This is a genomic window from Couchioplanes caeruleus, assembly GCF_023499255.1.
Lineage (GTDB): Bacteria > Actinomycetota > Actinomycetes > Mycobacteriales > Micromonosporaceae > Actinoplanes > Actinoplanes caeruleus_A.
In genome coordinates this window covers 3,156,914-3,183,782 of record NZ_CP092183.1, presented here as the reverse complement: position 1 = coordinate 3,183,782, position 26,869 = coordinate 3,156,914, and the positions used below count along the sequence as shown (strand labels likewise).

The window sequence follows — 26,869 nt, the reverse complement described above, 5'->3', positions numbered from 1 at the left end:
CACAGTCCGAGAATGTCTCACCCCCCGAGCATCTGCTCCCAGCCTCCTGTTATCAGTTCTATTGGAGGTATGAGTGGAAATCTTCTACGTGGACCGGCGGATGCTCGGTCTCTGGTCGGTGCCGGCAGGGTTCGATGCCGGCTCGACGCTGGACTACCGATCGCTGCCGGATGGCATGCCGGTCCTGCTCGATGCGTCGATGCAGCCAGTCGAGCCCGCCTCCGGCTGGTTCCGGGCGCTGGCATATGACGGCAAGGATGCGAAGACGTTGCGTGCGTACGCGTACATCGTCCGCCGGCTCATTACCTTCCTCAATGGCCGCGGCGCGGACTTGATTTCCGCGACGGAGAGCGACTTGGTCGCCTACCGCCGATCGCGAACGGAGTTGCAGGACAAGCCCATCGACGAGGTGACGTGGGACCGTGAAGCGACGGTGATCAACGCGCTGTACGGGCACTTGCTCGACCGACGGCTGGTCCGTCGGCGGCCGTTCCGGCTGACGCGCCGGGGTAGTCAGCGTGAAGCAGCGAACTCGCTGCAGACAGGCAAGCGGCGGGAGATGAAGGTCCGTCATATGACGGTCGAGCAGTACCTGTACTTCCGCGATGTGGGGCTCGGCGGCCAGCACCCCGACGGCGAGGTGAGCCAGTCCTTCCGCGGCCTGGTTCCGCACCGCGGGCGAGCCGGATTGGAGTTGGCGTTACTGACAGGGATGCGGCTGCAGGAGTGGTCCACAGTGTTGCTCCCGGAGTTGCAGCAAGGGCAGGGCCCGGGTGAGCCGGTGGAGTTCGAGTTGCAGAAGTGCGCGAAGTTCGGGCTTCGCCGCGATGCCTATGTCCCTGTGGCGGCTCTTGAGATGGTGGCGCACTATCTGCTGCTGGAACGTGAGGAGTTCGCGGCGACCTCGGCCGAGTCGCTGGCGCGCCGCCGCGCGGATCTGTTCGTGGTAAACGAGATCGACGCCGAGCAGCGCCGACTCTCGGGAGTCTTGGAGGGACGTCGCCGCTCATTCGTGATGTCGGCGATGAGTCCGCAGTTGCGGCGGATAACCGTTCGGGAAGCCGAGCGCGGGTTGGAACCGCTTGCAGTGTTCATCGGTCGCGGCGGGCTGATGCTGGGACCTTCGTCGTGGGACCGGATCCGGAAGGACGCCTGGCGGCGTATGCTGCAGTACGCAGCCGCCCCAGGAGTTCCTGTGCTGCCGGCACAACCTTGGCGTTTCCACGACGGTCGGCACACGTTCGCGCTCCAACTCCTCCGATTCTTGCAGCAGCGGCGTGTGCAGCAGGAGATCGACGACAACCGGGCACGCGGTTTGCCGACACCGGCGGAGCACATCTCCATCCACCCGTTGTTGACCGTGCAGCGACGGTTAGGGCACAAGCGGCCGGCCAGCACCTATGCCTACCTGCGGTACCTGGAGGACCCCCGGACTTACATCGACGCCGCGTTCGCCGAGTGGTCCGAGCACGACGGAGCGACGTACGCCGCGATCGGCTTGCATGCGTTGACGGCGGACCGGAAGGCGGCGCCCGATGCCCCGACGAGGTGAATACGTGGAGCCGGCCGCAGCGCCCCGCGATGTTGACGGCCGGCTCGACCGCATCGGGGTGCGGCAGGTGGTCCGGGAGAGCGCGAGACGCTCGGCAGTGTTGTTTGATCCGAGACGGTACCGATGCGCCACGTTGGCGGCGGAACTCGCCGACGAATGGGTCGACTACGCGGAACTGGCCCGTTTGTCGACCTGGGCCGTCGTCAGTTACTGGCGCACCCTACGACGCTTCGCTGCCTATGCCGACCTGCATAGTGACGAGGCTTCGGCGTTGTCGTTGGGCAAGGACACTCCAGACTTGGCGGGATTGATCCATGAGTGGAGTCGGTCGCTGACCACCGAGTTCGCCGAGGGCTCGCGGAGCCCAGCGAACTACTCCAACGCGCTGCGAACGCTGATTCGGTTTCGCGCGGAGCGGGAGGGCACGACCGTCGCCTCATCCGTACAGCGGCTGGTGGCAAGGCCGATATCCGTTCCGTTCGGCCGTACCGACGAACTGGACGAGTTCACCAGGCAGGAGAAGCAGGCACTGGTCCGACTTGCATGGGAGCAGGTCCGCATGATGGAGCGGCGGCTGGCGCGTGGCCGTAGCCTGATCGCGTCTGCATCGGGTCATCCCGCGGAACACGGCTGGCGCGATCCGGCCAATCTTCTGTGGGCGCTGGACAACGGTCGGATCTCCTTCCAGGAGATCCGACCGTGGCTGCCCAGGCTGAACGATGCCTCGCCCGTGCTCATCGAGATCGTCGAGCAGGGTGGTGGCCGGCCGAACCCCCGTATGTTCCGTTTCCAACTCATGGTGGCTCTGGCCGCCTTGCTCTATCCGCGGCATGAGGATCTGCAGGCATTCCGGCTGTTGCTGGTAGCGGCAACCGGTCACGCTCCGGAGGAAATCACAAGACTGCACGTAAAGGGTGTCGAGTTCACCCCTTCGGGCGTGCGCCTGACGATGGACAAGCGGCGCGCCGGATGGATCCGGCACCGCCAGTTCGACGGACCCGGCCCGGCTTCACACACGGAGAAGGGGTCGTTGAACGCCCCTGAACTGCTGCGACGGCTGCTGGCGGCTACCGAGAAGGCCCGGAGAGCCCTCGCAGACGCCGCCTCGGAACCGGTCTTTCTGCGCGGATCGGTCACGATCGATGGCACATTCACCATCGCGCCGTTCGCATCCAACGGATCGTCCGCCTCGTCGTTCGGTCGTTGGGTCGCCGACCGAGGGCTCAGCGTCTCCAAACCTGTAGATGTCCGACGGATGCGTAAGTCAGTCAAAGTGGAGAAGGCGATCGCCCGGCGCGGAGTCGTTGCCGACATCGCCGACGATCACACCTACCAGACGTTCATGGGCCACTACGCCCACGGCACGACCCTGCACGTCATCTCCGGCTGCGTGGTGAACCGGGCCCAGCACCGGTGGCTGAGCACCGCGCTACATGGCCCTCTGGTCGTGGATGACGAGGCCGCCGCCGACCTGGACGACCCGACTGCGCAAGCAGCGCTCGGAATCTCACACGAGCAGGCGGAGCAGATCATCGCGGGTCATCTGGACATGGGGGTGACCAGTTGCCGCGATCCCTTCGACTCGCCATATAGCAAGGCTGGCGAGTTGTGCGCGGTCGCTCCGCTCCGTTGCCTGGAGTGCTCCAACGCGTTCATCCTGCCGTCCAACCTGCCGCAACTGCTCCTGTTCGCCCAGCATCTGGAGCGCCTACGGCTACGACTGTCGCCCCGGCACTTCCACACGTTGTGGGGACAGAGCCACGCCAACCTCGATGCCGTGTTCGACGGACGCAAGGAGAACGAGATCGCTCTCGCCCGGCGCCAGATCGAGGAACAGGGTTTGACGCTGCAACTTCCCCTCGCTGCCCACGCGGAATTTGATCAATGACGCAACACAGCCTGCGGGCGGTCTCGGCGAGCAACTCGGTGTTCGCGGCCGACGAGCCGGTCTTGCAATCGCAGTCCCTGATCATCGGGGCGGCGGTTCCCCGTTTCGGCGACACCGTCGAGTGGCCGATGCACGCCATCGTGAAGCCGGCGAACAAGCCTCGTTCGGCCTGGCGGGTGCCGTTCTCGGGGCTGGAGGACCCCGTCTGGAACCTTCGGGGCCGCGAGATCGCGATGGCGATGCTCAACCCGCAGCATCCTGCCGTTCTTCGTGCCGGGCTCTACCTGGGTACCCAGTCCTCCGGAGTGACCACGGTGGCATCGTGCATGTATCGGTTCGCGATCCTCGCCAAATGGGCGAAAGAGCGGGGCCTGCCACCCTCCCTGCAACAGTGGCAGACGAGCGACCTCACCTCGTTCATCGATGACCGAACTGCTCATATGACACCGGGCAGCCTTGCTGCGTACGTGGTCACGGTCCGTGGGCTGCACCAGTTCAGCCCATTGCTGACCGGCGGGGGGATCACCAGCGATCCGTGGCCTGGCAAGACTGCCGCGCAGGTGGCCAAGAACCCCAACGGCGACGAACTCGCAACCCCGAACATCCGGCCGGATACCTGGTTCGCCCTGATCCGGGCCGCCTGGACGTACGTTCACGACTTCGCCCCGGACATCCTTGCGGCCCGTGATCGTTACCGCCAGCTCCTGGCCGAGGGCCTACGGGAGTGGGCACCGCTCGACGAGCGTCTGGAGACCTACCTGGCAGATCCCGACAATCGGATACCCATGCACTCGTCCCGTTCGCCGGCCGGCACGCCCGGAATGATCAACTGGAGTCTGCTGTCCGCGCTGATCGGCGTTCACCCTAGCTACGGGGTCAAAAAGGTGCGTCGTTCTTCGCCTGTCCGGCAGAGGTTCGAGGCCCTGGCGCGAGCTGCGGTCGACGCCGGCAGGGGGATCAGCGGAGGGTTGATCGCCGAGCACGCTGCCGTCGCCCGGCCCGACGGCAGCCCGCGTCGCTGGCACCCAGGCTTGTGTCCTCGCACCACCGACAGCGAGTGTATTGCACTACGAGGTGCAACTTATGTGTTCGTGGCCGCGCTGAGCATGATGCGCGACTCCGAAATCCGAGAGATCGTTCGGGGCTCTGTCGGCGAGCACTATGGAGCACCGGCGCTCAGGTCGACCAAGCGCAAGCACGATCCCAACCGGCCGCGGGAAGTGTGGTGGATCATCGAGCCGGTCGCCGAAGCGATCGCTGTCGCTGAGGCGTTGTCCGGCCACCCCGATTTGGTCTTCACCTCCAGCGACTCGAAGCGCGGCTCGGAGTTCAAGAGCCCCGACATCGTTCGCAACTTCATCCGACACGTCAACACGGCGACGGCCGACCACGGCCTGCACATCCCCTCCGGCGCGGTGCGACCCCACATGCTGCGCAAGACAATGGCGATGTTGACTGCCACCGAACCCGGCGCGGAGATCGCCTTGGGCATCCAACTCAAGCACGTGGCCACCCGACTGCTTGCCAACCGCGTCACCGAGGGCTATGCAGCGTCCGATGCCCAGTGGGACAAACTGCTGGAAACCGCTGTGGACCAAGCCCGGTTCGCCACGCTCCGAGAGTTCTACGACGAGCACCACTCGGGCAAGATCATCGGATTCGGCCCAGCCGCCGACAGAATCACCGCGACGTTCGACGCGGTCAGGGAAAGCGCTCAACAGATGGTCGCCAACGGCCAGGCACGCCAAGGCGACACACGCGTCGAATACGACCTGCTCCGCAAGGCACGAATCTTCATCCGCTTCGGAAAGCTGAACCACTGCGCAGCGGATCCGAGCAGCCCCGTCGCCGCGAAGTGCCTCGATGGGGTGGTCGAACTCCCGCCGGGGCACCAGGGTCCCTTGATCGACCGATGCCAGCCCGGCCGGTGCGCGAACAGTGTCATCGGTGTCGAGCATGTGCCGATCTGGACGGCAGAGAAGCGCAGCCTGCTCAAACTTGCCGAGGACAGCAAACTCCCGCCAGCGCGACGGGCACTCATCGAGAGGCAGATCGACGACGTCCAGGCCGTCATCGAGCGGGCCAACAACGGCACCAGCGACCACGCCGAAGACCAGGAAGGATGAACCAGGGCGATGAATGTGTCCGACACAGCCCGGCAGGCGCTACGGGAGGCCGTGGATCGTCTAAAAGCGGGCAGACCGCTGCGCACTGACGGGGCGTTCACCAAAGAGAATCTATACAAGGAGGCCGGCGTCAGCCGGGCCACCATGAACCGCGCCACCGACATCAGGGCCGAATGGGACCGGTATGTCACTGAACACGGCCGGCGCACCCAGGGTGAGGCCCGCCGCGACACAGACATCGACGAACTCAAGAGCAGGCTGAGAAAGAAGACCGAGGAGTGTGCCACGCTACGCCGCAAACTCGACGCTGCCGCCACGGTGATCGCGGCGCTGCACCACGACAACCAGGCGTTGCGGGAGCACCTGGACAGCCGTTCTGGCCATATAGTTGATCTAACCGGTCGCCGGTCGACGATCAGTTCGGGCGCACAGTCGATCGGGCCGTGCTGAGCAGGCTCGGCGCGACATCGGAGGTCGGGAGGAGCGATGGCGGGGAGGTGTACCCGTCCTCGTGGCTGCCTCCTGGGTCATGCTGATTCGGAGTTCCGGCATCAGGCTGCCGCCCGCCCCCGCACGGCGCCCACCCGGGGCCGGCGGGCCCAGCTCAACCGGCGCCTGCCCACCCGCAAGCACATGCGGAAGGCCCGGAAGAAACCGTCCCGACAACTACCCGCTGCAGGTGCTCCAGCGTCCGAGCAGCACTTGAGCGGTAGCCACCGGGTCAGACGAGCAGGGTGCGCCAGTAATCCCAAAAGGTATGGCCGATGAGGCCGATGATCAAACATCCCCACAACACCGGCACTACCGAATGGAACTCGGTGAGCTTCGCGGCTGGCTTGCGGAGGGGGTCTGGTAGTTGCAGTAGGTCGTGTCGAATGTTGTGCACGGTCACGTACCAGAAGATGGCGACGGTGACGACCCAGACCGCCATGCAGTACGGGCACAGCGCGCCGATGGTGTATAGGCTCTGCGCGATCAGCCAGTGCACGAAGACGACGCCGAGGGCCGTCCCGGCGTTGAGGCCGAGCCACACCCAGCGCGGTAGCGGGACCTTGGCCAGGGCGAGCACTCCGATGGTGACCACGACCGGGAAGGTGAGCACGCCGATGAACGGGTTGGGGAACCCGAACACTTCGGCCTGATCGGTGACCATGACCGAGCCGCAGGACAGGATCGGGTTGATGCTGCAACTGGGGCTGTACGCCGGGTTCTTGAGCAGGAGCACCTTTTCCACCGCGAGGGTGAACGCGGCGGCGCCTCCGATCATGCCGGCGATGACCAGCAGCAGGCCGATCCCGGTCGATCGCTGCGCCTCCGGCTCGGGTTCCGCGTCCGCGGCGGGGTGGGGCATCTGTGCGGGCATACTCGTGGACATTGTCAGCCGGCCAGCGCCGCGTCGATGGCCGCCTTCAAGCCTTCGTAGGTGGGCTGCCCTTCGAACTTCTCGCCGTTGAGGAAGAACGTCGGGGTGCCCTTAACACCGAGCGCTACGCCGTCCTGCTGGTCGGTGTCCACCCGCTTCTGGGTTTCCGGTGACGCGACGTCGGCCTTGAACTTGGCCATGTCCAGACCCTGTTCGGCGGCGAAGCTTTCGAAGACGGCTGCCTGGGAGTCTCGCTGTTCGCCCCACTGCTTCTGCGTCTCATACATTTTGGCGTACATTTGCTCGAGTTTGCCCTGGTTGGCGGCTGCCTGTGCGGCCAGGGCCGCATTGTTGGCGTTGGCGTGCGACTGGATCGGGAAGTACCGGAGTACGTAGGTGATGCGCCCGTCGTACTCCTCTCGGAGCTTCTCCACGCCTGGAAACGCAGCGCCGCAGGCCTCGCATTCGAAGTCGAGGAACTCAACCAGGGTGACCTTGCCGTCGGCGGCGGTGGTCAGCCGGTGACTGTCGGGCCGGACCACCATGGCCGCCTTGTCGGACGCATGGCCGGAACCGCTGGTGTACGTGTAGATCACTGTCGTGGCAAGGATGCCCAGGGCGACCGCGAGCACTCCGAGCGTCAACATGAGGTTGCTGCTCATCCTCGGCCGGCGACCCATCGCCGCAACAGCTTTGGTCCCCGGCCGGCCGGCCGGGCGCTTGGCCGTCTGGGCAGGGCGGTCAGAGCGTCCGGACACGATTCTTCCTCCATGGGTGCGTCGAGTGTCTCATTTTTACTGGTGCTGCCTGAGAATGTCCTGACTGACCGCCGTACGGAGGAGCTAGTCCTCACCGCTTCTTTGCCCGGACGGCGACTGCATGCCAATCCGTGCGGTGGACCTGTCGACGGCTGGCGAAGTTGCAGTCCAGCGGCTAGCGGGGGTCGTGGAGTCGAGCCACTCCTTGGAGAGCTCGGCCCGTTGAGCCGCCCGCCGACCAGCGGTTATCGCGTTTCCCCGTGATGTCTCCCATGAGCGAGCCGTCCCGCGGACACGGTAGGCGCTGCTTGACCGGCGCAAGAGCCGTACCCACAGGATCAGCATCGGTAGGGACTGTTATCTTCGCCGTCAGGCGATGATAACGGTGGGTGAGGGGGCCGGGTGCGGCGAGGCGTGGCGGTAGTGGTGGGTTGGCTGCGGCGGTGGTGGCGGCAGTTGACCAGTATGCGCACAGCCCTGATGCTGCTGTTCCTGCTGGCGGTGGCAGCCGCGCCGGGCTCGGTGCTGCCGCAGCGCAACCTGGGGATCGAGAAGGTCGACGCCTACCGTCGCGCCAACCCGGAGTTGTCTGTGTGGTTGGACCGGTTCGGGTTCTTCGACGTGTACGCCTCGCCGTGGTTCGCCGCGATCTATTTGCTGCTGCTCACCTCGCTGGTGGGGTGTGTGCTGCCGCGGCTGCGCGAGCATGTGCAGGCGATCCGACGTAAGCCTCCGGTGGCGCCGCGTCATTTCGCTCGGCTGCCGTGGCACGCCGAGGTGGGTGTGTCGCCGTCGCCGGCTGAGGAGGCCGGTGTGCGGGTGCGGCGGGTGCTGCGGTCGCGGCGCTACCGGGTGGCGGTGCGTACCGGTGCCGGTGGCGAGGTGAGCATCGCGGCGGAGAAGGGCTACTTAAAGGAGACCGGCAACCTGCTGTTCCACTTTGCGGTGCTGGCAGTTTTGGCCGGGGTGGCGTTCGGCTACGGCTGGGGCTGGTACGGCAACCGGATCCTGGTCGCCGGCCCGGACACCGGCTTCTGTACGGGGTTGCAGCAGTTCGACGAGTACGGCCTCGGTCCGCGCCTGCAGCCGGAGGACCTGCCCGGATTTTGCCTGGAGCTCGGCCGTTTCGAGGCGCAGTTCCTCGACAACGGTCAGCCCACCGTCTTCCAGGGTGACCTCACGTGGACCGCGCCGTTGCAGGGCCGCTCGGGTCGCCACCGGCTTGAGGTGAACGCGCCGCTGCGGTTGGACGGGGCGAACGTCTATCTGCTGGGTCACGGCTACGCGCCGATCCTGCGGTACACCGACCGGCAGGGCCGGGCGCAGACGTCGGTGTCGCCGTTCCTGCCGATCGACGCGATGGTGACCAGCGAGGGCGCCGCATTGTTTCCTGACGCCAACGCCGACATCCGCACCGGGGCCCGCTCGACTGACGCGCAGGTGGCATTTGGCGGAGTGTATGTGCCGACAGTGCCGACGACGGGCCCGCCGGCGTTGTCGGCACATCCGGCCGAGCGTGCGCCGGGGCTGCTGTTGACGGCCTACCGCGGGAACCTGGGTCTGGAGACGGGGGTGCCGCAGTCGGTGTACGAGGTGCCCCGCCGCGCGATCGACAGCAAACGCCTCGCGCAGTTGCCCGGTGCGGCCAAGATGCTGCGCCCGGGTGAGCGGTGGACCTTGGACGACGGCACCACGCTGGAATTCCTCGGCACCCGCCGGTGGATCGCCATCACCATCCGCCACGATCCCGGTGAGCCGATCGTGCTCGCCGCCATCATCATGCTCATGGCCGGACTGGTCGCCACGCTCGCGGTGCGGCGCCGCCGGGTCTGGATCCGCGTCACTCCCACCACCGGCGGGTGCACGATCACCGCGGCCGGGTTGCCGCGCAGCGAGTATGCGGGCTTCGCCGACGAGTTCACCTCCCTGGTGGCCGCCGCGGGCGCCGCCACAGACACCGCCACTGCCCCGCAGTCCGTGGATGGCGAGGCGGCGACCGGCGGCGTGGAACCGGTATCGGCCGCGGCTGATAATGTCCGGTCATGACGATACCGACGGTGGCGTCGCCGGCTGATGTGCAGGTCGCGGCCCGGCTGTTCCAGGGGTTGGCCGTTCCGGCCCGGTTGGCGTTGCTGACCGCGCTGCGTGATGGGGAGCGCACTGTGTCGGAGTTGATGCGGGCGGTGGGTGTCGGCCAGTCGGGGGTTTCCGGGCATCTGGCGTGTCTGCGGGAGTGCGGGCTGGTGGACAGCCGCCCGGGGCCGGGCCGGTCGGTGCTGTACCGGCTGGCCGCTCCGGGCCTGGAGGCGGTGCTGCGCGCCGTCGAGGAGCTGCTAGCCGACCGGGGACACCCGGTCACGTTGTGCGCTCAGCAGCGCGGGGCGCGGTCGTGATCCGTGCTGCTCGTGGGGTGTTGGTCGCCCTGTCGGCGGCGGTGGTCGCGACGGCGGCGGGATGCGCCGGTGGGCCGCCGCGGGACACCGGTCAGGCCGGCACCGGCGTGGTGCAGGCCGCTGACACCGGCCGGGTCGCCCCCGGCGCCAGCGTCGTCTACCAGCCCGACAAGCGTGCGGCGGCGCCGACATTGGACGGGGAGTTGCTCGACGGCAGCCGCTTCGACCCCGCCACGCTGACCGACATGGTTGTGGTGGTGAACTTCTGGGCGTCGTGGTGCGCGCCGTGCCGGGCCGAGGCCGGCGAGCTCAACGCCACCGCCGAAGCCACCAAGGACGCGCGCGTGCGGTTCGTGGGTGTGGACATCCGCGACGGCCGGGACCAGGCTAGGGCGTTCGTCGAGGGCCGGGAGGTGTATCCGAGCCTGTTCGACCCGGCCGGGCGTATCGCTCTGGGGTTCACCGACGTCTCGCCGAACACGATCCCCGCCACCGTGATCATCGACCGGCGGGGCCGGGTCGCGGTGGTGCTGCGCAAGGTCATCACGCAGAGGGAGCTTGAACCGCTGGTGCGTCAGGTGGCCGAGGAGCGCGACAGCGGTGGGTGAGCTCTTCGCCGGCGTCGCGACCTCCGGCCCACTCGTGCTGGCGCTGGGCGTGGCGGCGCTGGCCGGGCTGGCGAGTTTCCTGTCGCCGTGCGTGCTGCCGCTGGTCCCCGGCTACGTCTCCTACATCACCGGCATGGCCGGCGCCGACGTCACCGGCTCAACGGCAGGCGAACGCTCGGCGGTGGCCGTCGCGGTCCGCCCGGCACGGGGTCGGCTGCTGGCCGGGACACTGCTGTTCGTCGCCGGGTTCACGCTGGTGTTCATCCTCACCGCGGTCGCGGTGGCCAGCGCGGGCCGGCTGCTGCTCGTGCACGCCCGCACCGTGGAGATCATCGCCGGTGGGCTGACAGTCGTGCTCGGCCTGAGCTTCCTCGGCCTGGTACCGGCCGGGCAGTACGAACGGCGGTGGCGAAAACTACCTGCACCCGGCCTGGCCGGGGCGCCGATGCTCGGCGTGGTCTTCGGCGTCGGGTGGATCCCGTGCGTGAGCCCGACACTCGGTGCGGTCCTCGCGCTGTCGGCGGTGGACGCGACCACCGGCCGGGCGGTCGCCCTCGCGGTGGCGTACTGCATCGGCCTCGGGGCGCCGTTCGTGCTGTTCGGGCTCGGGCTGCGCCGGATCCTGACCGCCCTGAGTTTCGCCCGCCGGCACAGCCGGGCGATCACCCGGCTCGGCGGGGTGCTGCTGATCGCTGTCGGGATCGCGTTGATGACCGGCTGGTGGACGGCGTTCACCATCTGGCTGCGCGTCACCGTCGGCCCGGGACAGGTCGGCATATGACCCTCCAACTGGTAACGCCCGCTCCGGCCGCCGAGCCCACGGGTACGCGGCGCCGTCTGTCCGCCGTTTGGGCAAGCCTGGCGGCGGGCGCCGCAGGGCCGATCCTGCTGGTGGCGTTCCCGCCGTACAACTGGTGGTGGGCCGTCCCCGTCGGGGTGGCGTTACTGGCCGTGGCGACCCACCGGCAGCGGCCCCGTACCGGTGCCGTGCTGGGTGCGGTGACCGGACTGGCGTTGTTCGTGCCGCTGCTGAGCTTCACCGGCCTTCAGGTCGGCTGGTGGCCGTGGCTGCTACTCGCCGCCGTACAGGCCGGCTTCGTAGCTCTACTGGGTGCGGCTACCGCCGGGACGAGTGTGCTGGTGGATCGGGCCGGTTGGTACTGGCCGCTGGTGAGCGGGCTGCTGTGGGTCGCTCAGGAGGCGCTGCGTTCCCGAGTGCCGTTCGGCGGATTCCCCTGGGGGCGGCTGGCGTTTGCCCAGGCCGACGCCCCGGCGGTGCGGCTCGCCGCATTCGGCGGCGCGCCGCTGGTCACCTTCACCGTCGCCGCCGCCGGTGGGCTGCTGGCGATGGCCCTGTGGCACCTCACGGCCGGACAGACCGACCCGGTACGCCGCCGCATCCCTCGCGCCGCAGTCGCGGCGACAGCTGCCGCGGCGGTCATGGCCCTCGGCGCGGCCGTGCCGCCGCCGAAGGCGCCCGGCCGCGACGTGGTGGTGGCCGTGGTGCAGGGCAACGTGCCCCGCATGGGGTTGGACTTCAACGCCCAACGCCGCGCCGTGCTCGACAACCATGTGGCCGCCACCCTGCAACTGGCCGACGCCGTGCGCGCCGGGCGCCAGCCCCGGCCGGAGTTGGTGATCTGGCCGGAGAACTCCTCCGACATCGACCCGTTGCTCAAACCCGACGCCGCCGCCCGCATCGACGACGCCGTGGCCGCGGTGGGCGTGCCAATCCTCGTCGGCGCCGTGCTGCAAGGCCCCGGGCCGGGGAAGGTCCGTAACGCCGGCTTGGTCTGGACGCCCGACACCGGTCCCGGCCAGACGTACGTCAAACGGCATCCGGTGCCGTTCGCCGAGTACGTGCCCATGAGATCCGTGGTACGGCGTATCACCACCCTGGTCGACCGGGTCCGCGCCGACTTCATCGCCGGTGACCGCCCCGGCGTGCTCACCCTGGCCGGCACCACGATCGGGGACGTCATCTGCTTCGAGGTCGCCTACGACGACCTGGTCCGCGACACCGTCACCGGCGGCGCGCAGCTACTCGCGGTGCAGACCAACAACGCCACCTTCAACTACGCCGAGGCCACCCAACAACTGGCCATGGTCCGTCTGCGCGCCGTCGAACATGGCCGCCCTGCTCTGATGGCCTCCACCGTCGGGGTGTCGGCGTTCGTCGACCCGGACGCCACCGTGCACCAGGCCACCGCCATGAACACCCAGGCGGTCATCGTCCGCACGCTTCGCCTCGACACCGGCCGCACGCTCGCCACCCGCCTCGGCACCACCGTCGAATGGATCCTGGTGGCCGCCGCCCTCGCCGCGCTGACCACCGCCGGCCTGCTTCGGCGGCGCACCAAAGCCGCATCCTCCGAGCCCATGACCAGACCTGCCGAACACGCCTTCCGCACTGATCCGGCACAGGAGCAACCATGACCACGATCCCTACCGGCCCGGGCGGTCCGGCCGCCGCGCCCGCACGTCCTGCGCTGCTCGCTCCGCTCGCCGTCGCGGCGATCTTCGGCGCCGCTATCGGTTGGGTGCTGACCCACAACCCCACCGACACCCTCGCCGACCCAGGCGGTGCGTGCCTGTGGACAGCCCTGACCGGCACCCAGGGCCCGACCTGCGGTGGCACCCGCATGATGTGGTACCTGCTGCACGGCGACCTCGTCCAGGCCGCCCGGCACCACCTGCCCGCACTACTCGCCGTACCCGTGCTCGGCTACGCCTGGGCGCGGTGGGTTGCCCGCAGCACCGGCCGGCAACTGCCCGCCATCCCGCTGCCGCGATGGCTGCTGATCGCGTACGCCGCCGCGTGGCTGGTGTTCACGGTGGCCCGCAACCTGCCCTGGCCGCCGTTCACCTGGCTGCACCTGACCGACATCCAGTAGCCCCCGCCCGGGCGCCGCGTCGTAGCGCGCCCCCTGCTCCGTTCGCGAAAGGCCCCGCCATGGCAGCACTGTCCGACCAGCTGTTCATCATCACCCTGCTGGCCTACCTGATCGCGATGATCGGCTACGCCGTCGAACACGCCGGCCGCCGCGCCCGCACCAACACCGTCACCGCGGCGCGCGAACCCGCCATGAGTGGCGCCGGCAGCCCACCCCCGCCGCACACCGTGGTCGCCAAGGCGCCGGTGCGTGGCAACCGGCTGCGCTGGGCCGGTTGGATCGCCGTGGCCGCCACAGCCCTCGGCGCGATCACCCACTCCGCCTGCCTGATCACCCGCGGGCTGGCCGCCGACCGAGTGCCGTGGGGCAACATGTACGAATTCGTCCTGGCCGTCACCCTCGTCGGAATCCTCGCCTGGCTCATCCTGGTGCTCCGCCGCCCAGCAGTACGACCCATCGGACTGTATGTCGCCTTGGCGACGGTGATCCTGCTCGGATTGGCCGGGATGCGCCTGTACGCCCCCGCAGGCCCGCTCGTACCCGCACTGAACTCCGCCTGGCTCAAAATCCACGTCAGCACCGCGGCGATCGCCTCCGGCATCTTCCTGCTCGGCTTCATCGCCGCCACCGGCTACCTGATCCGCCTGGCCTACCACCGGGCCACCGACGCCGGCACCACACCCGGGTTCGTCGCCGCACTGGGCCGGCACCTACCCGCCGCCGACACCCTGGAACGGCTCTCCTTCCAGCTGCACGCCGTCGCCTTCCCCATCTGGACCTTCGCCGTCGCCGCCGGAGCGATCTGGGCTGAAGCCGCCTGGGGCCGCTACTGGGGCTGGGACCCCAAAGAAACCTGGGCGTTCATCACCTGGGTCGCCTACGCCGGCTACCTGCACGCCCGGGCCACCCCCAGCGTCAAACGACGCGTCGTCGCCTGGCTCGCCGTGGCCGGCTGGGCCACCATGATGTTCAACCTGTTCGCCGTCAACCTCGTCATCGCCGGCCTGCACTCCTACGCCGGCACCGACTGACCCACCCCGGGGCAGACAGCGATGAGTGAACGGAACGGAGCCGCGATGAGCGGACACGGACACGGCGCGCCCCCACCGATGCCACCGCGCCGGCGGCGACATTGGCTGGCGCTGCTGGCCGCAGGCTGGGCGGTGGCGCTGCTGGCGGCTGCAGCGATGTCCGCTCACACCGGACGGGCGACGGTGCGCGAACAGCGTGATGTAGCGGACGCCGACACGGTGGTGGACCTGACAGTCGGAGAGATCGCCGCCGCGGCGGCGGCAACCGCACCGCTGCTACGCATCTCCGCCGACCAGATCACCCCAGGCTGCCGGATCACGCCGGTACGCGACGGCATTGAACTGCGGCGCACCCTGCAGTTCGCCGCCGGCAGCATGAACTCGATGACGCTCACTGGCATAGCCAGGGCACTGCCGCAACGTTTCAAGGCCGCCACCGTAACGGATACGGCTGGGCGGATAGGGCTACGCGCCGACGCGGGCGAGTTCGTCGCCGTTGACGGTGTGGTCGACGACGACGGGACCGTCACCGTCACCGTCTCGAGCGGCTGCCGGCCACGGGCACCGTTGACACCGACACCGTCAGTCGATGCCGCCGCCCAGACGAGCGTCGCACCGCTGCTGACAGCGATGACCGCCCACCCATCGCAACTGTCCGTGGCGCAGGCAACGTGCCCGGGCGGCGGCGTCGTGCGGACCGTGACGGCCCAAGCGATCACCGATGCCGGCGACCGACCCGCGCTGCGTGACGCACTCATCGCACCAGCCCGAGGCGCCGTGTCCATCATCGATCGATCGGATGTCTTCGCCTACCAGCGCGGCTCGATCACCGTGTTGGTACAGCGCCGCGACACGCGACTAGACGTCTCCGTCACAGCCTCCTGCCCCTAGCCAGCTGCGGTCGCCGCCCCGCCCGCCCGGCTTGGCCGGCAACCCGCCAATGCCGAGCTGGCCCGGCGTGGTCAGCGGTGTCGTCCACCGCTGGCGCAGGAGGTGACGTTGCCCTTGCCTTCCCGAGCCCGTCGCGGAGGGGCCATTGATCGCCAGGCGAGTCGGATCCTGCTCCCCGGATGGGAGAGGCTCGGTGTCCGCCCGGCCGTGAGCCGTCGTAATGAACGGCAGATGGCGATAACGTCAGGCGTTGACGATGAATGGGGCGCCCCCGGATGACTCCGCCGTGAGTGGGTGTCCTTGTGTGATGAGCGAGTCGAGGGAATGGACATGACGCAGTTGGTTGCCGCTGGCGACACCATGGCGCGTACGGGTCGTCGTGTACCCGGTGCGCCGGGTGTGTGGGGGCCGGACCCGGCGTGGTTACGGTGTTTGCTGGATCGTTCGTGCCTACCGGGTCAGCCGGTCTGGAGGTTTGTCTCCACGTCGCTGCGTGGCGCTGGCCGGCAGCCCTGGACCGGCACTTCGACCGCCGCGGGGCCTGATCGCGTGCCGATCGGCGTGGCCGCCGTGCTGACGATCGCCGTCGTCGTGCTCGTGACAGGGGCGCTTGTCGCTGCCTGGTGGATGCGTCATCGCATGCGGCCCGCAGTTCGGCCGGGATCGGCCGGTGAGTTGCCGGCGGCTCCCAGCGCGTGGGCGGCGGTGCAGCAGGCGCGTGGCTACCTATGGCAGGAGTTCGACGCGATCGCCCGGCTGGTAGCGGCGCTGCCCTGCGATGCGCCGGTGTTCGATGTGGTCCCGCTGCTGCGCGATCAGGTAGGCATCGCCGCGCACGGCACCGACCGGCTGCTGGGTACCGTGTTACAGGCGGGGGCAGGCGAGCCTGTCTTGTATGACTGTTCGTGGCAGGCGGTCCGGGTGGTCTCCGCGGCGGTGCAACTCCGTGCCGCGTTGTCGGCGGCCGCGCGGCATGAGGTTGATTCGGAGCGGGTGGATGCGGCGATCGTGGCGGTGGAGACCGCTGTGGACGAGCTGAATGTACTTGTCACCGCGGCGTTGCCGCCCCGAGGCGGGCCGGCGCCGGGCTACCGGTAACCGCCTCCCATCGGCGACCTGCTGGGTTTTACCCGTTGCCGGCGGTGGGGTCGATGGTGCCGGCGGTGATGAGGGCGAACAGCAGGATGCCGGCGGCGATGCGGTAGATGATGAACGGGGTGAAGCGGTGGTGGGTGATGTAGCGCAGGAACCAGGCGATGACGGCGTAGCCGACGCCGAAGGCGACGACGGTGGCCAGCGCGGTCGCCGCGACCGGCGGGGCGTTTCCTTCACCGATCTTGGTCAGTTCCAGCAGGCCAGAGGCGAGCACGGCGGGGATGGCGAGCAGGAAGGAGTAGCGGGCTGCGGCTTCACGGCGAAAATCCATCAGCAGCCCGGCGGCGATGGTGCCGCCGGAGCGCGACACTCCGGGGATGAGTGCGAGGGCCTGGGCCAGGCCGAAGAGCACGGCGCTGCGGGGGCGTAGCTCGTCGAGGGACTTGCGGTCGGTGGCGGCGTGATCGGCGAAGGCGAGCACAAGGCCGAACCCGACCAGCGCTGCGGCGGTCAGCCGCAGGTCGCGGAAGACGGTCTCGATGCTGTCCTGCAATAGCAGCCCGAGCACGGCGATCGGGATGGTGCCGAGGATGACGTACCAGCCCAGCCGCGCGTCGGGGTTGTTGCGCGCTTCCGGACGTACCAGGGAGGTCGTCCAGGCGCGGACGATGCGGCCGATGTCGCGGCGAAAGTACAGCAGCACGGCCGTTTCGGTGCCCAGCTGGGTGACGGCGGTGAACGCCGCGCCCGGGTCGGACCAGCCGGCCAACACGGACACGATCCGCAGGTGTGCGCTGGAGGAGATCGGCAGGAACTCCGTCAGGCCCTGCACCAGACCCAGGATGACCGCCTCGATCCAGCTCACCGGGCCACCCGCACACCGTCGCCCCGCGACGGCATCTCCGGCCCTGCGAAGGGCACCGGCACCCGGCCCATGGCGACCCGGAGGGCCGGGGGAAATGCGGCAGCCTCGCGACGCGATGGCGGGGATACGGTGAGCGGAAAGACGGTACGCGGCACGTGCGGCAGCGTACCGGCCATGCCGTACCAGCCTGCGCGGCGGACCCGTGTCGCGGCGCAAGGTCTGAGCCGCTGGCGGAACCGGGTGCAGCGACCCTCTACGCGGCTGGGCGGACGGAACCGGCGGAGGCGGGGGCAGGCGTCCGCGAGCGCAGCAGCAGGAACAGCGCCAGGACCGGGATGAGGTAAGCGCACCAGACGCCGACTTCGAGCCAGGTGGGGTCGGCTTCGATGTTGAGAGTGCCGCTGAGCAGGGTGCCGTACCAGCTTGTCGGGGGCAGCAGGCCGGTGAGGTCGAAGGCGGTGGCGGTGCCGCCGGGGGCGACCCCGGCTTCCTGCAGGTCGTGCACCCCGTAGCGCAGGACCCCGGCGGCGATCACGATGAGCAGCACCCCGGTCCAGGTGAAGAACGTTTTGAGATTCAGCTTGACGGTTCCGCGGTACAGCCCGTAGCCGAGTAGCAGTGCGACACCGATGCCGAGCAGCGCTCCGAACACCGGTGCGCTCGAGGAGCCGGAGGCGCGGACGCTGTCGATGCTCTGACTGATGAACAGCACCGTTTCCACGCCCTCGCGGGCCACGGCGATGAACGCCACCCCTGCCACCGCGAGTGGGCCGATGGCGAGCGCCTGGCCGAGCTTGTCGTGCAGGTCGGTCTTGAGCATGCGGGCCGCGGTGCGCATCCAGAACACCATGCCGGTCACCAACGCTACGGCCACGATGGAGGCGACACCCTCGAAGATCTCTTGAGTGCGGAACTGCAGCCCGGTCGCGATGACCTGCAGCAGCTGCGCGAATCCGAGACTGAGCAGTACTGCGGCGCCTACCCCCGCCCACATCGCACCGAGGCCACGCCCGTGCTGGGTCTTGATCAGGTAGGCCACCAGGATGCTGACGACCAGGGCCGCCTCGAGCCCTTCCCGTAACCCGATGAGGAACGTGGGAAACACGACATGATCCTTCCGGCCGGCATCACCGTCATAGGTGAGGCTCACCTAACGATGCCGGTCGCGGGGTGGTCGCGTCAACTCGACGTGTCGGTGCGGGCACCGTGGCCAGCTGAGGGTCATGGATCGCATGCGGGCGGTCTACCAGCCGGTGGTGGCCATATCAACGACCAGCCACGTCGTGGCCAGTACCGCGACGATGTACATGCCGGCGGCCCTGCTGAGCCGTCGAAGCGGCGGCGGGCTGCCATAGGCGACGGTGAGGCCCACCGAGACTGCTGCCGCGGCAGCGGCGATGGCTGCCGCGGTGCGTTCGTCGGTGTGCAGAACGGTGAACCGGTCGGTGCATGCCACCACCGTCAAGGCGCCCAGTAACCACAGTCCGCCCCCCGCAGCCACCCCCTTATCGGTGCCGCCGCCGGCCGTGGTGGCCCGCCACGGCCGTCGCATGACCTCAGTGTCGCCGTTGCTGTGGCCGGGCGATGGCAGTTCTGCTCACTGTCACGCCTGAGCGTTACCCGACACCGACCGGGCCGGACGGGTGTCACCGTGCGCCGGCTGGTTGGGCCTGGTGTTCGCCGGCTTCGCGCCAGGAGTCGATGCCGGCTTTGGCGGCGACCGCGGCGACGACCAGGGCGGCGGCGGGGTCGGCCCACCACCAGCCGAGGGCGGCGTTGAGGCCGAGCCCGGCCAGCAGGCTGATCGACAGGTAGTTGGAAACCCAGGTTTCCTTCGATTGGGCGATGACGGCCTGGTTGTCGAGTTGCCGGCCGGTGCGGCGTTGGGCTATCGCGACGGGCACCATGACGGCGAGGGCTACCACATTGAGGCCGATGCCGACCAGCGACGCGTCGGGTTGCTCACCGCCGATGAGGTCGACGATGGACTTGTAGCCTACGTAGGCGGCCAGGGCGAGGAAGCTGGCGGCGATCAGGCGCAGCGCCGGCGTTTGGCGGGCGTGGGCGCCGCCGCGGAGTTGCCAGATGATGACGGCGGCGGCGAAGACCTCGATGGTGGAGTCGATGCCGAAGCCGAGCAGGGCGATGGATCCGGCGGCCAGCCCGGCGGTGACGGCGATGGCGCCTTCGATGATGTCCCAGACGACGATGAGCCAGGCCAGGCGCAGCGCCCGGCGGCGCTGCGCCTCGTCGGCATCGATCATCCGGCGTTCACCCCCGCCGGCTGCGGTGCCTCGGTGTCGGCGGCGGTCGTGGTGAAGGGGGCAAGGGGCCGGGCGCGGCCGGCGCGGACACCGTTGGCGATGATGACGATCTCGGCCAGCTCGTGGACTAACACCACGGCCGCCAGGCCGAGCACGCCGAGCAGGGCGAGGGGCATGAGTGCGGTGATGATCGCGAGGGAGAGGCCGACGTTCTGCCACATGATGGTGCGGGCGCGGCGGGCGTGGTCGAGGGCTTGGGGCAGGTGGCGCAGGTCCTCACCCATGAGGGCGACGTCGGCGGTTTCGATAGCCACGTCGGTGCCCATCGCGCCCATGGCGATGCCGAGGTCGGCGGTGGCCAGGGCGGGTGCGTCGTTGACGCCGTCGCCGACCATCGCGGTACGCCGTTCCTTACGCAGAACCTGGATGATGCGGGCCTTGTCCTCGGGGCGCAGGTCGGCGTGCACGTCGGTGATTCCCGCTTGCGCGGCGAGCGCGGCGGCGGTGGCATGGTTGTCGCCGGTGAGCATCGCGACGGTGTAGCCACCGCGGTGCAGCCGGTCGACGACTTCGGCGGCTTCCGGGCGCAGCTCGTCGCGCACCGCGACCGCACCCAGGAGACGGCCGTCGTGCTCGACGAGAACGGCGGTAGCTCCGGCGGCCTGCATCCGGGCGATCGTGTCGGCGAGGTCACCCGGGTCGAGCCAGCCGGGCCGGCCGAGGCGGGCGGGCCGGCCGTCGACGAGGCCGGTGAGGCCCGCACCGGTGACGGCTTCGACCTGGTCGGCGGGCTGCACGGTGTCGACGGCGGCGATGATGGCCCGGGCGAGGGGGTGTTCGCTGCGGGCCTCCAGCGCGGCAGCAACGGCGAGGACCTGCTCGCGGGTCGCGTTACCGGTGAAGGCGACGTCAATGACGGCGGGCCGGTTGCGGGTCAGGGTGCCGGTCTTGTCCAGAGCGACACCACGGATGGTGCCGAGGGCTTCCAGGGCGGCGCCGCCCTTGACCAGCACGCCGAGTTTGCTGGCAGCGCCGACGGCGGCGACCACGGTGACCGGCACGGAGATCGCCAGGGCGCACGGGGACGCGGCGACGAGCACGACCAGGGCCCGTTCGATCCAGGTGGCGGGGTCACCGAACAGGCTACCGATCACGGCGATGAGCACCCCGGCGATCATGATGCCGGGTACAAGGGGTTTGGCGATGCGGTCGGCCAGTCGCTGGCTGGTGCCCTTGCGGGCCTGTTCGGCCTCGACGATGCGCACGATCCGGGCCAAGGAGTTGTCCTGCGCGGTGGTGGTGACCTCGACCTCGATGACGCCGGTACCGTTGATCGATCCGGCGTAGACGTCGCTGCCGGCCTGGGCTTCGACGGGTACGGACTCGCCGGTGATCGCGGAGACGTCCAGGGCGGTGCGGCCGGTGCGGATGACACCGTCGGTGGCGACCCGCTCCCCCGGCCGCACGATCATCAGGTCCCCGATCCGCAGATCGTCGGGGGCGACCACGAGGTCGGCGCCGTCACGGCGCACGGTGGCCTCGGCCGGGACGAGGGAGAGCAGGGCGCGTAGCCCGCGGCGGGTCCGGGCCAGGGAGTATTCCTCGAGGCCTTCGCTGATGGCGTAGAGGAAGGCCAGCATGGCGGCCTCGCCGACCTCACCGAGCAGCACCGCGCCGACCGCGGCGATCGTCATCAGCGTCCCGACGCCGATCTTGCCCTTGGCCAGGCGGCGCAGGGTGGAGGGCACGAACGTCCACCCGGCGACGGCGAGGGCGGCGGCCTGCAACCCAGTCTCGACCACCTCCGGGGCGTCCAACCAGGACGCGACCAGCCCGGCCAGCAGCAGCAGCCCAGCCACGGCGGCGGCCCGCAGTTCGGTGACCTCCCAGAAGCGTTCCGGTTCATGCTCTTCGGCCTCGCCGGCCTCGCCGGCCTCGGTGGTGGGCTTGTCGTCGTCGCAGCCGCAGGCGTCACTCATGTCAGCACCTTTTCGTACGTCAGTTCTTGGGCAAGGGGTGGCACCGAGAGGTGCGCGGTCAAGAGGGCTGCGGCGCAATGGGTCGCCGCAGCCGGCGGGTCAGAGGGCTTTGATCAGGGCAGGTAGTTGCCGGCGTTGCTTCACCAGCAGCGCGACGGCCAGGACGGTGTAGGCGGCGGCGATGATGTAGCGGATGTTCGGCGACGGCACGACGAACTGCACCGCGAACAAGGCAAACAGCAGGATCGCCTCGCCGCGGGTCAGCCGCAGGTCGACCAGGACGGCCACACCGAGCAGGGTTTGGGCCGTGGTGAGGACCAGTTCCTCGGTCTGCCGGGCGTCCAGCGGCAGCCCGGCGAACTCGCCGCCACCGACGTAGTACGCCAGCGGCAGCGTGGCGATCAGCAGGGTCCACTGATTGAGCTTGGCGGCGAGCAGCGCACCCATCCCGTCGTCGGCGCGGCCCTTCAACGCGAAGGTGATCGCCACGATCACCTCCGGCGCTTCGGAGGCGATCGGAGCCAGCCACTGCACCAGCAGGAACTCGTCGATACCCAGCGAGCTGCCCGCGCCGACCAGAGCGTCAGCGAACGGCTCCGCGGCGGCGAGGATGATGATCCCGGCGCCGACGAACAGGGCAGCGACCAGGCCCCGGCGGCGCCCGGCCGGCTGCACGGCGACCGTGGCGGCGACACCGGTGAGTTCTTCCTCGCCTTCCTCGTTGCCGCGGATGCGCCACAGGTAGAGCGCGAACAGCCCACCGAGCACGATGCTGTCGTACCAGGCCAGCCGCCCGGTCAGCGGGATCACCAGGGCGTAGACGGTAGCCATAGCCAGGAAAATGATTTCGGTGCGGCGGTGCGGTGCGAGCTGAACGGCGTTGCGGTCGCCGCGCTTCTGGCGGCGGCGCACCGCGTAGATCGCGAATCCGACCAGCAGCGGCCAGGCCACCCCGATGAGCAGCCGGTTCGCGCCGGTCATGTTGGCGGTGGCGTAAGCGGCGTACTCCGGGCGGTGCCCTGCGGTGTAGGCGAAGTAGATGTCCACGGCGTACTCGGGCAGGATCGCCACCAGCGCCAGAATCGCCAGGGCCAGGCTGCCGGAGATGTCCACCCGGGCAGCCTCCGACGCCCACATCAGCAACGCGACCGAGGCCAGCACGGCGGCGCCGAAGACCAGCACCGCCGCCACCGGGGCCAGCTCTACCCCGGCCAGGCGCACCACCAGGGCCGGAGCGGCCACCGCGAGCGCCAGGGCCACCCGCCCGGCGGCGCCGCGGCCGGTGACGGTGGTTTCGATCTCGCCGCTCACCGGGTCCCCTCGGCGCTGCTGGCGGGCCGGGTGTCCGACGCCCCGGCACCCGTCGCAGCGGTCAGGGGGATGTTGCGCAGGCTGAGCAAGATCGCAACGGCGACGCCACACATCAGGAAGCTGTCGGCCAGGTTGAAGGTGGGCCACCAGTCCAGGTACAGGAAGTCGACCACGTGACCGCGACCCACCCCGGGCGCGCGGAACAGCCGGTCGACCAGGTTCCCCGCCGCCCCGCCGGCGATCACGCCAAGGGCAACAGCCCAACCACGATGAGTGATCCGCCGCGCGTACCAGAAGATCCCGGCGATCACCACGACCGCGATAATCGTGAACACCCAGGTGACGTCGGTGCCGATCGAGAACGCCGCCCCCGGGTTGCGGGTCACCCGCAACTGCAGACCGGCAACCAGTTCCACCGGATTACCGGGCAGCCACGCCGCCGCAGCACTCTTGGTCGCCACATCGATGGCCACAGCGAGCAGCGCAGCCCCGGCCAGCCAACCCCGCCGGCGCCGCGCGACACCCGCAGCGGTGTCAACCTCGGATGCGCTCACCGGCCGGACTCGCCGTACGTCGGACACAGCGCCACCCGCTCACCCGTGGCCGCCAGCACGCTCTCAGCCGCGGCGAGCAGGTCCATCAACTCCATCCGGGTCAGGAAATAGAACGACTGCCGCCCCACCGCCCGGAAGTCCACCAACCCGCACTCGCGCAGACAGCTCAAGTGCGCCGACACCGTCGACTGCGCCCACCCCAACTCCTTGACCAGGTCCACCACCCGCGCCTCCCCGACCGCCAACCGGCGCAGGATCGCCAACCGGGTGGGGTCCGCGAGGCCGCGGAACAACGCCGCAGCCGGCACGAGTGCCTCACGGGCCGCATCTTGCGTAATCGCCATGCGGCGATGATAACGTACTCTCCAGCCGGGATCGTTTGATCCCGATCACATCCGGGAATGGCGATGCCGAAGGCGTCCCTCCGGCGGCGAGGACACGGAGCTGCTCATCGTCGACGAGCCATCGGCGGCCCGACTCGGATGGTCGGTCAGCTCCGGCGAAGGTCGTCGGGCGGTGACACCGAACGGAGGCCGTCATGACACATCCGGCAGACCCGCGGCGGTGGGGCGCCCTCGCGGCGCTGGTGCTCGCCGCGCTCACGCTCGGCTTCGACATCACCATCCTCAACGTGGCACTGCCGACGATCGCGGGCGATCTGTCCGCCGGTACTGCCGACCTGCAGTGGATCGTCAACGCCTACATCCTCGTGCTCGCCGGGCTGATCCTGACCTGCGGCGCACTCGGCGACCGGTACGGGCGCAAACGCCTGCTCATCGTCGGCCTGAGCGTGTTCGCCGCCGCGTCCGCGGCGGCGACCTGGACCACGTCCGTCGAAGTCCTCATCGCCGCCCGCGCCGTGATGGGCCTCGGCGGGGCGATGATCATGCCGGTCGCGTTCGCCGTCCTTCCCGCCCTGTTCCCGCCGGCGGAGCGCGGCAAGGCCGTCGCCCTGGTAGTGCTGGGCACCGGCCTGGGCATCCCGCTCGGCCCGCTGATCGGCGGCTGGCTGCTGGAGAACTTCTGGTGGGGCTCGATCTTTCTGATCAACCTGCCGATGGCCGCGATCGCGATCCTTGCCATCGCCGTGCTCATGCCGGAGAACCGCGACCCGCACCCGCCACGACCCGACGTGCCCGGCGCGCTGCTGTTCCACCGTCGGCCTGATAACCCTGGTGTACGCCATCATCGAAGCGCCCGGCCGCGGCTGGAGCGACCCGCTGGTAGTCAGCGCCCTCGCGGCCGCCGGGGTGCTGCTCACCGCGTTTGTCACCCTCGAACTGCGGATCGCCCAGCCGATGATCGACCTGCGGCTGTTCGCCCGCCCGCAGTTCCTGTGGGCCAGCGTCGCCGGAGTGCTGGTCACCTTCGGCCTGCTCGGCATGCTGTTCGTCCTGCCGCAATACCTGCAACTGGTCAAAGGCCACGACGCGTTCGACACCGGCCTGCGGCTACTACCCCTGATCGGTGGCCTCGTCATCGGCGCCCCCACCGGCGAACGCCTCGCCGCCCGCACCCGCTACCGCATCCCCGTCACCGCCGGGCTACTCATCCTCGCCGCCGGCCTCACGATCGGCGCCCGCACCGACCTCGACACCGGCTACGGATACACCGCCGCCTGGATGGCCACAGTCGGCCTCGGTATCGGCCTGGCACTGTCACCCGCCATGGACGCCGTGCTCGGCGCCCTACCCCCGGAGCGGGCCGGCGCCGGCACCGCCATCACCATGACCCTGCGCCAAATCGGCGGCGCCCTCGGCGTCGCACTGCTCGGCAGCCTCCTCGCCCAGGGCTACACCAACCGCCTCGACGTCACCGGGCTACCCGCCGACGCCGCCAACACCGCCCGCGAATCGATCGCCGCGGGCCTCGCCGTCGCCGCCCGCCTCGGCGACCCCGCACTGGCCACCGCCGCCAAAATCGCCTACCTGCAAGGCATGACCATCGTTCTCTACACCACAGCCGCCATCGCCATCCTCAGCGCGGCCCTCACCGCAGCGCTGCTGCCCGGCCGACCAACCGCCGGCGACGGCGCCGCACCCGAACCAGCCGACCCAGCACCCGCCGCACCCCTCCCCGGCGGCCGCGACAGCACCGAACCGCCTCGTCACGACCAAGACCATCCTCGCCCCAGCCGGTAACAGTGCTGGGAACCCGCCCCGAGGCGGACCACGAAACAGCACAACGCCCGTACCGCCACAACCGGTTGCCGCACATGCCGCGGCATCGGTCTCAGCACACCCACGGTCGCCACCGGTAACGGCGGCCCACCACCCGCTGCCTGAGCGCGGGCACGGCCCATCGATGGAGATCCGGAGCTCACGACATGTTGATGAACCGCGTGGAAACTGCCCTGATCAATTCCGCGCCACGGCGATGGCTGCAACGCTGGTACGAGGTGCCGTGGCTGCGCCGCCTTGGCGGTTCGCTGCAGCCCGACGCCCGAGTGCTCGAAATCGGCTGCGGGCCCGGCTACGGCACCGGCCTCATCCTGCAGCATTTCGGGGCGGCCCGCGTCGACGCTCTGGACCTGGACCCCACGATGATCGCGCGGACCAGGCGTCGCCTCGCCGACTACGGCGACCGGGTACACCTGCACACCGGCGACGCCGCCGACCTGCGTACCAGCATCAGCGCCGACGACGCCAGCTACGACGCGGTGTTCGACTTCGCCATCATCCACCACATCCCCAACTGGCGCGACGCCATCGCCGAAGTCGCCCGCGTGCTACGCCCCGGCGGACGGTTCTACTTCGACGAGGTCACCGCCCGCGCACTCGCACGGCCAACCTACCGGATCCTATTCGACCACCCCACCAACGACCGATTCGCTGCCGAGCAGTTCCGCGCCGAACTGGACCGCCACAACCTGCACGTCGGGGACCGCTGGCTGACCCCACTCGGCGGCGACTACGTCATCGGCGTCGCCCATCGCAACGCACAGGCCCGATCACCCCGGCCAAGAACATGCCTACGTTAATCCCGTGCGGCACCGCTCCACGCCGACGTCTCCGGCGCCACGTCGTCGAGCCGGCGCGTGCACGCTTGGCCGCGATGACACCCCCGATCGCCAGCGGGCTTTGCTCTGCCTGCACGCCGCGGCGCAGATCCAGGTCCGTGCGGTCGAGGGGCCTTCCTGCTCACCATCCACGGCATTCCGGTCCTGATGGCCCTCGCTGGCCGCTCCACCGTCGCTGCTGCAGCCAGCACCGCCTGCTCGCGCCAGGCCCCCTGATCATGAACACAGCGCCGGTGCAAACTAGCGATCTTGCCACGCAGTGCCGCGGCGGCGGACGG

25 protein-coding genes and 1 pseudogene are annotated in these 26,869 nt (G+C 69.3%); 16 read left to right on the top strand and 10 right to left on the bottom strand.

Going from position 1 to position 26,869, the window contains the following annotated elements:
- The first annotated feature begins 73 nt into the window (after positions 1-73).
- The 4 genes from COUCH_RS14870 to COUCH_RS14855 are packed head-to-tail and all read left to right on the top strand — an operon-like array spanning position 74 to position 6,016.
- Complete coding sequence (locus tag COUCH_RS14870) at positions 74-1,552, top strand: site-specific integrase (protein WP_249612668.1); 1,479 nt, start codon at positions 74-76, stop codon at positions 1,550-1,552.
- A 4-nt stretch (positions 1,553-1,556) separates the two neighbouring features.
- Positions 1,557-3,440 (top strand): hypothetical protein, encoded by a 1,884-nt coding sequence (locus COUCH_RS14865; RefSeq protein ID WP_249612667.1) that lies wholly within the window; start codon positions 1,557-1,559, stop codon positions 3,438-3,440.
- Positions 3,437-5,566 carry a hypothetical protein gene (locus tag COUCH_RS14860; RefSeq protein WP_249612666.1) on the top strand — a complete coding sequence of 710 codons (2,130 nt, stop codon included), beginning with the start codon at positions 3,437-3,439 and terminating at the stop codon, positions 5,564-5,566. Before COUCH_RS14865 ends, COUCH_RS14860 begins: the two co-directional genes overlap by 4 nt.
- 9 nt (positions 5,567-5,575) lie before the next feature.
- Positions 5,576-6,016 carry a hypothetical protein gene (locus COUCH_RS14855; RefSeq protein WP_249612665.1) on the top strand — a complete coding sequence of 147 codons (441 nt, stop codon included), beginning with the start codon at positions 5,576-5,578 and terminating at the stop codon, positions 6,014-6,016.
- A gap of 271 nt (positions 6,017-6,287) precedes the next feature.
- Here the strand turns inward: COUCH_RS14855 and COUCH_RS14850 are convergent, their stop codons facing one another.
- Both COUCH_RS14850 and COUCH_RS14845 read right to left on the bottom strand, forming a co-directional pair.
- Positions 6,288-6,917, bottom strand: a complete 630-nt coding sequence (locus COUCH_RS14850; RefSeq protein ID WP_249612664.1) for a vitamin K epoxide reductase family protein — start codon at positions 6,915-6,917, stop codon at positions 6,288-6,290.
- A 26-nt stretch (positions 6,918-6,943) separates the two neighbouring features.
- Positions 6,944-7,591 (bottom strand): DsbA family protein, encoded by a 648-nt coding sequence (locus tag COUCH_RS14845; RefSeq protein WP_249612663.1) that lies wholly within the window; start codon positions 7,589-7,591, stop codon positions 6,944-6,946.
- 561 nt (positions 7,592-8,152) lie between these two features.
- Between COUCH_RS14845 and COUCH_RS14840 the strand changes: the two genes are divergently transcribed.
- The 9 genes from COUCH_RS14840 to COUCH_RS14800 all read left to right on the top strand — a co-directional run bounded on the left by COUCH_RS14840 (position 8,153) and on the right by COUCH_RS14800 (position 16,602).
- Positions 8,153-9,733 carry a cytochrome c biogenesis protein ResB gene (locus COUCH_RS14840; protein ID WP_249612662.1) on the top strand — a complete coding sequence of 527 codons (1,581 nt, stop codon included), beginning with the start codon at positions 8,153-8,155 and terminating at the stop codon, positions 9,731-9,733.
- Positions 9,730-10,080 (top strand): ArsR/SmtB family transcription factor, encoded by a 351-nt coding sequence (locus COUCH_RS14835; protein ID WP_249612661.1) that lies wholly within the window; start codon positions 9,730-9,732, stop codon positions 10,078-10,080. Before COUCH_RS14840 ends, COUCH_RS14835 begins: the two co-directional genes overlap by 4 nt.
- A complete protein-coding gene (locus COUCH_RS14830; protein WP_430640982.1) occupies positions 10,080-10,688 on the top strand; it encodes a TlpA family protein disulfide reductase in 609 nt (202 codons plus the stop codon). Before COUCH_RS14835 ends, COUCH_RS14830 begins: the two co-directional genes overlap by 1 nt.
- Positions 10,681-11,469 (top strand): cytochrome c biogenesis CcdA family protein, encoded by a 789-nt coding sequence (locus COUCH_RS14825; RefSeq protein ID WP_249612659.1) that lies wholly within the window; start codon positions 10,681-10,683, stop codon positions 11,467-11,469. The genes COUCH_RS14830 and COUCH_RS14825 overlap by 8 nt, the downstream gene beginning before the upstream one ends.
- The gene (lnt, locus tag COUCH_RS14820; RefSeq protein WP_249612658.1) at positions 11,466-13,124 is read left to right on the top strand and encodes an apolipoprotein N-acyltransferase; all 1,659 of its coding nucleotides are present in this window, start codon (positions 11,466-11,468) and stop codon (positions 13,122-13,124) included. Before COUCH_RS14825 ends, lnt begins: the two co-directional genes overlap by 4 nt.
- Positions 13,121-13,582, top strand: coding sequence for a DUF2752 domain-containing protein (locus COUCH_RS14815; protein ID WP_249612657.1), 462 nt, complete (start codon positions 13,121-13,123; stop codon positions 13,580-13,582). The genes lnt and COUCH_RS14815 overlap by 4 nt, the downstream gene beginning before the upstream one ends.
- A gap of 59 nt (positions 13,583-13,641) precedes the next feature.
- Positions 13,642-14,613 (top strand): c-type cytochrome biogenesis protein CcsB, encoded by a 972-nt coding sequence (ccsB, locus tag COUCH_RS14810; RefSeq protein ID WP_249612656.1) that lies wholly within the window; start codon positions 13,642-13,644, stop codon positions 14,611-14,613.
- A gap of 45 nt (positions 14,614-14,658) precedes the next feature.
- Positions 14,659-15,504, top strand: a complete 846-nt coding sequence (locus COUCH_RS14805; RefSeq protein ID WP_249612655.1) for a hypothetical protein — start codon at positions 14,659-14,661, stop codon at positions 15,502-15,504.
- 549 nt (positions 15,505-16,053) lie between these two features.
- On the top strand, positions 16,054-16,602 hold the full coding sequence (locus COUCH_RS14800; RefSeq protein ID WP_249612654.1) for a hypothetical protein: 549 nt from the start codon (positions 16,054-16,056) through the stop codon (positions 16,600-16,602).
- A 28-nt stretch (positions 16,603-16,630) separates the two neighbouring features.
- Here the strand turns inward: COUCH_RS14800 and COUCH_RS14795 are convergent, their stop codons facing one another.
- The 8 genes from COUCH_RS14795 to COUCH_RS14760 all read right to left on the bottom strand — a co-directional run bounded on the left by COUCH_RS14795 (position 16,631) and on the right by COUCH_RS14760 (position 23,916).
- Complete coding sequence (locus tag COUCH_RS14795) at positions 16,631-17,464, bottom strand: undecaprenyl-diphosphate phosphatase (RefSeq protein WP_249612653.1); 834 nt, start codon at positions 17,462-17,464, stop codon at positions 16,631-16,633.
- Between the two features lie 253 nt (positions 17,465-17,717).
- Positions 17,718-18,569: an iron uptake transporter permease EfeU gene (gene efeU, locus COUCH_RS14790; RefSeq protein WP_249612652.1), complete on the bottom strand. Its 852-nt coding sequence runs from the start codon at positions 18,567-18,569 to the stop codon at positions 17,718-17,720.
- A 138-nt stretch (positions 18,570-18,707) separates the two neighbouring features.
- Positions 18,708-19,016: a hypothetical protein gene (locus COUCH_RS14785; RefSeq protein ID WP_249612651.1), complete on the bottom strand. Its 309-nt coding sequence runs from the start codon at positions 19,014-19,016 to the stop codon at positions 18,708-18,710.
- A gap of 94 nt (positions 19,017-19,110) precedes the next feature.
- The gene (locus COUCH_RS14780) at positions 19,111-19,728 is read right to left on the bottom strand and encodes a cation transporter (RefSeq protein WP_249612650.1); all 618 of its coding nucleotides are present in this window, start codon (positions 19,726-19,728) and stop codon (positions 19,111-19,113) included.
- Entirely contained in the window at positions 19,725-21,707 is a 1,983-nt protein-coding gene (locus COUCH_RS14775) for a heavy metal translocating P-type ATPase (RefSeq protein ID WP_249612649.1), read from the bottom strand. Before COUCH_RS14775 ends, COUCH_RS14780 begins: the two co-directional genes overlap by 4 nt.
- Before the next feature lie 99 nt (positions 21,708-21,806).
- Positions 21,807-23,018, bottom strand: coding sequence for a sodium:proton exchanger (locus COUCH_RS14770; protein WP_249612648.1), 1,212 nt, complete (start codon positions 23,016-23,018; stop codon positions 21,807-21,809).
- Entirely contained in the window at positions 23,015-23,572 is a 558-nt protein-coding gene (gene lspA / locus COUCH_RS14765) for a signal peptidase II (RefSeq protein ID WP_249612647.1), read from the bottom strand. Before lspA ends, COUCH_RS14770 begins: the two co-directional genes overlap by 4 nt.
- Positions 23,569-23,916 carry an ArsR/SmtB family transcription factor gene (locus COUCH_RS14760; protein WP_249612646.1) on the bottom strand — a complete coding sequence of 116 codons (348 nt, stop codon included), beginning with the start codon at positions 23,914-23,916 and terminating at the stop codon, positions 23,569-23,571. Before COUCH_RS14760 ends, lspA begins: the two co-directional genes overlap by 4 nt.
- 194 nt (positions 23,917-24,110) lie before the next feature.
- On the opposite strand from COUCH_RS14760, the pseudogene COUCH_RS14755 reads away from it, so the two are divergent.
- From COUCH_RS14755 to COUCH_RS14745, 3 genes and pseudogenes are all read left to right on the top strand, one after another.
- A pseudogene (locus tag COUCH_RS14755) lies at positions 24,111-24,653 on the top strand (MFS transporter); the annotation flags it as partial.
- A 94-nt stretch (positions 24,654-24,747) separates the two neighbouring features.
- Complete coding sequence (locus COUCH_RS14750; RefSeq protein WP_249612645.1) at positions 24,748-25,713, top strand: MFS transporter; 966 nt, start codon at positions 24,748-24,750, stop codon at positions 25,711-25,713.
- A gap of 185 nt (positions 25,714-25,898) precedes the next feature.
- Positions 25,899-26,552 (top strand): class I SAM-dependent methyltransferase, encoded by a 654-nt coding sequence (locus tag COUCH_RS14745; RefSeq protein WP_249612644.1) that lies wholly within the window; start codon positions 25,899-25,901, stop codon positions 26,550-26,552.
- Positions 26,553-26,869: the final 317 nt, after the last annotated feature.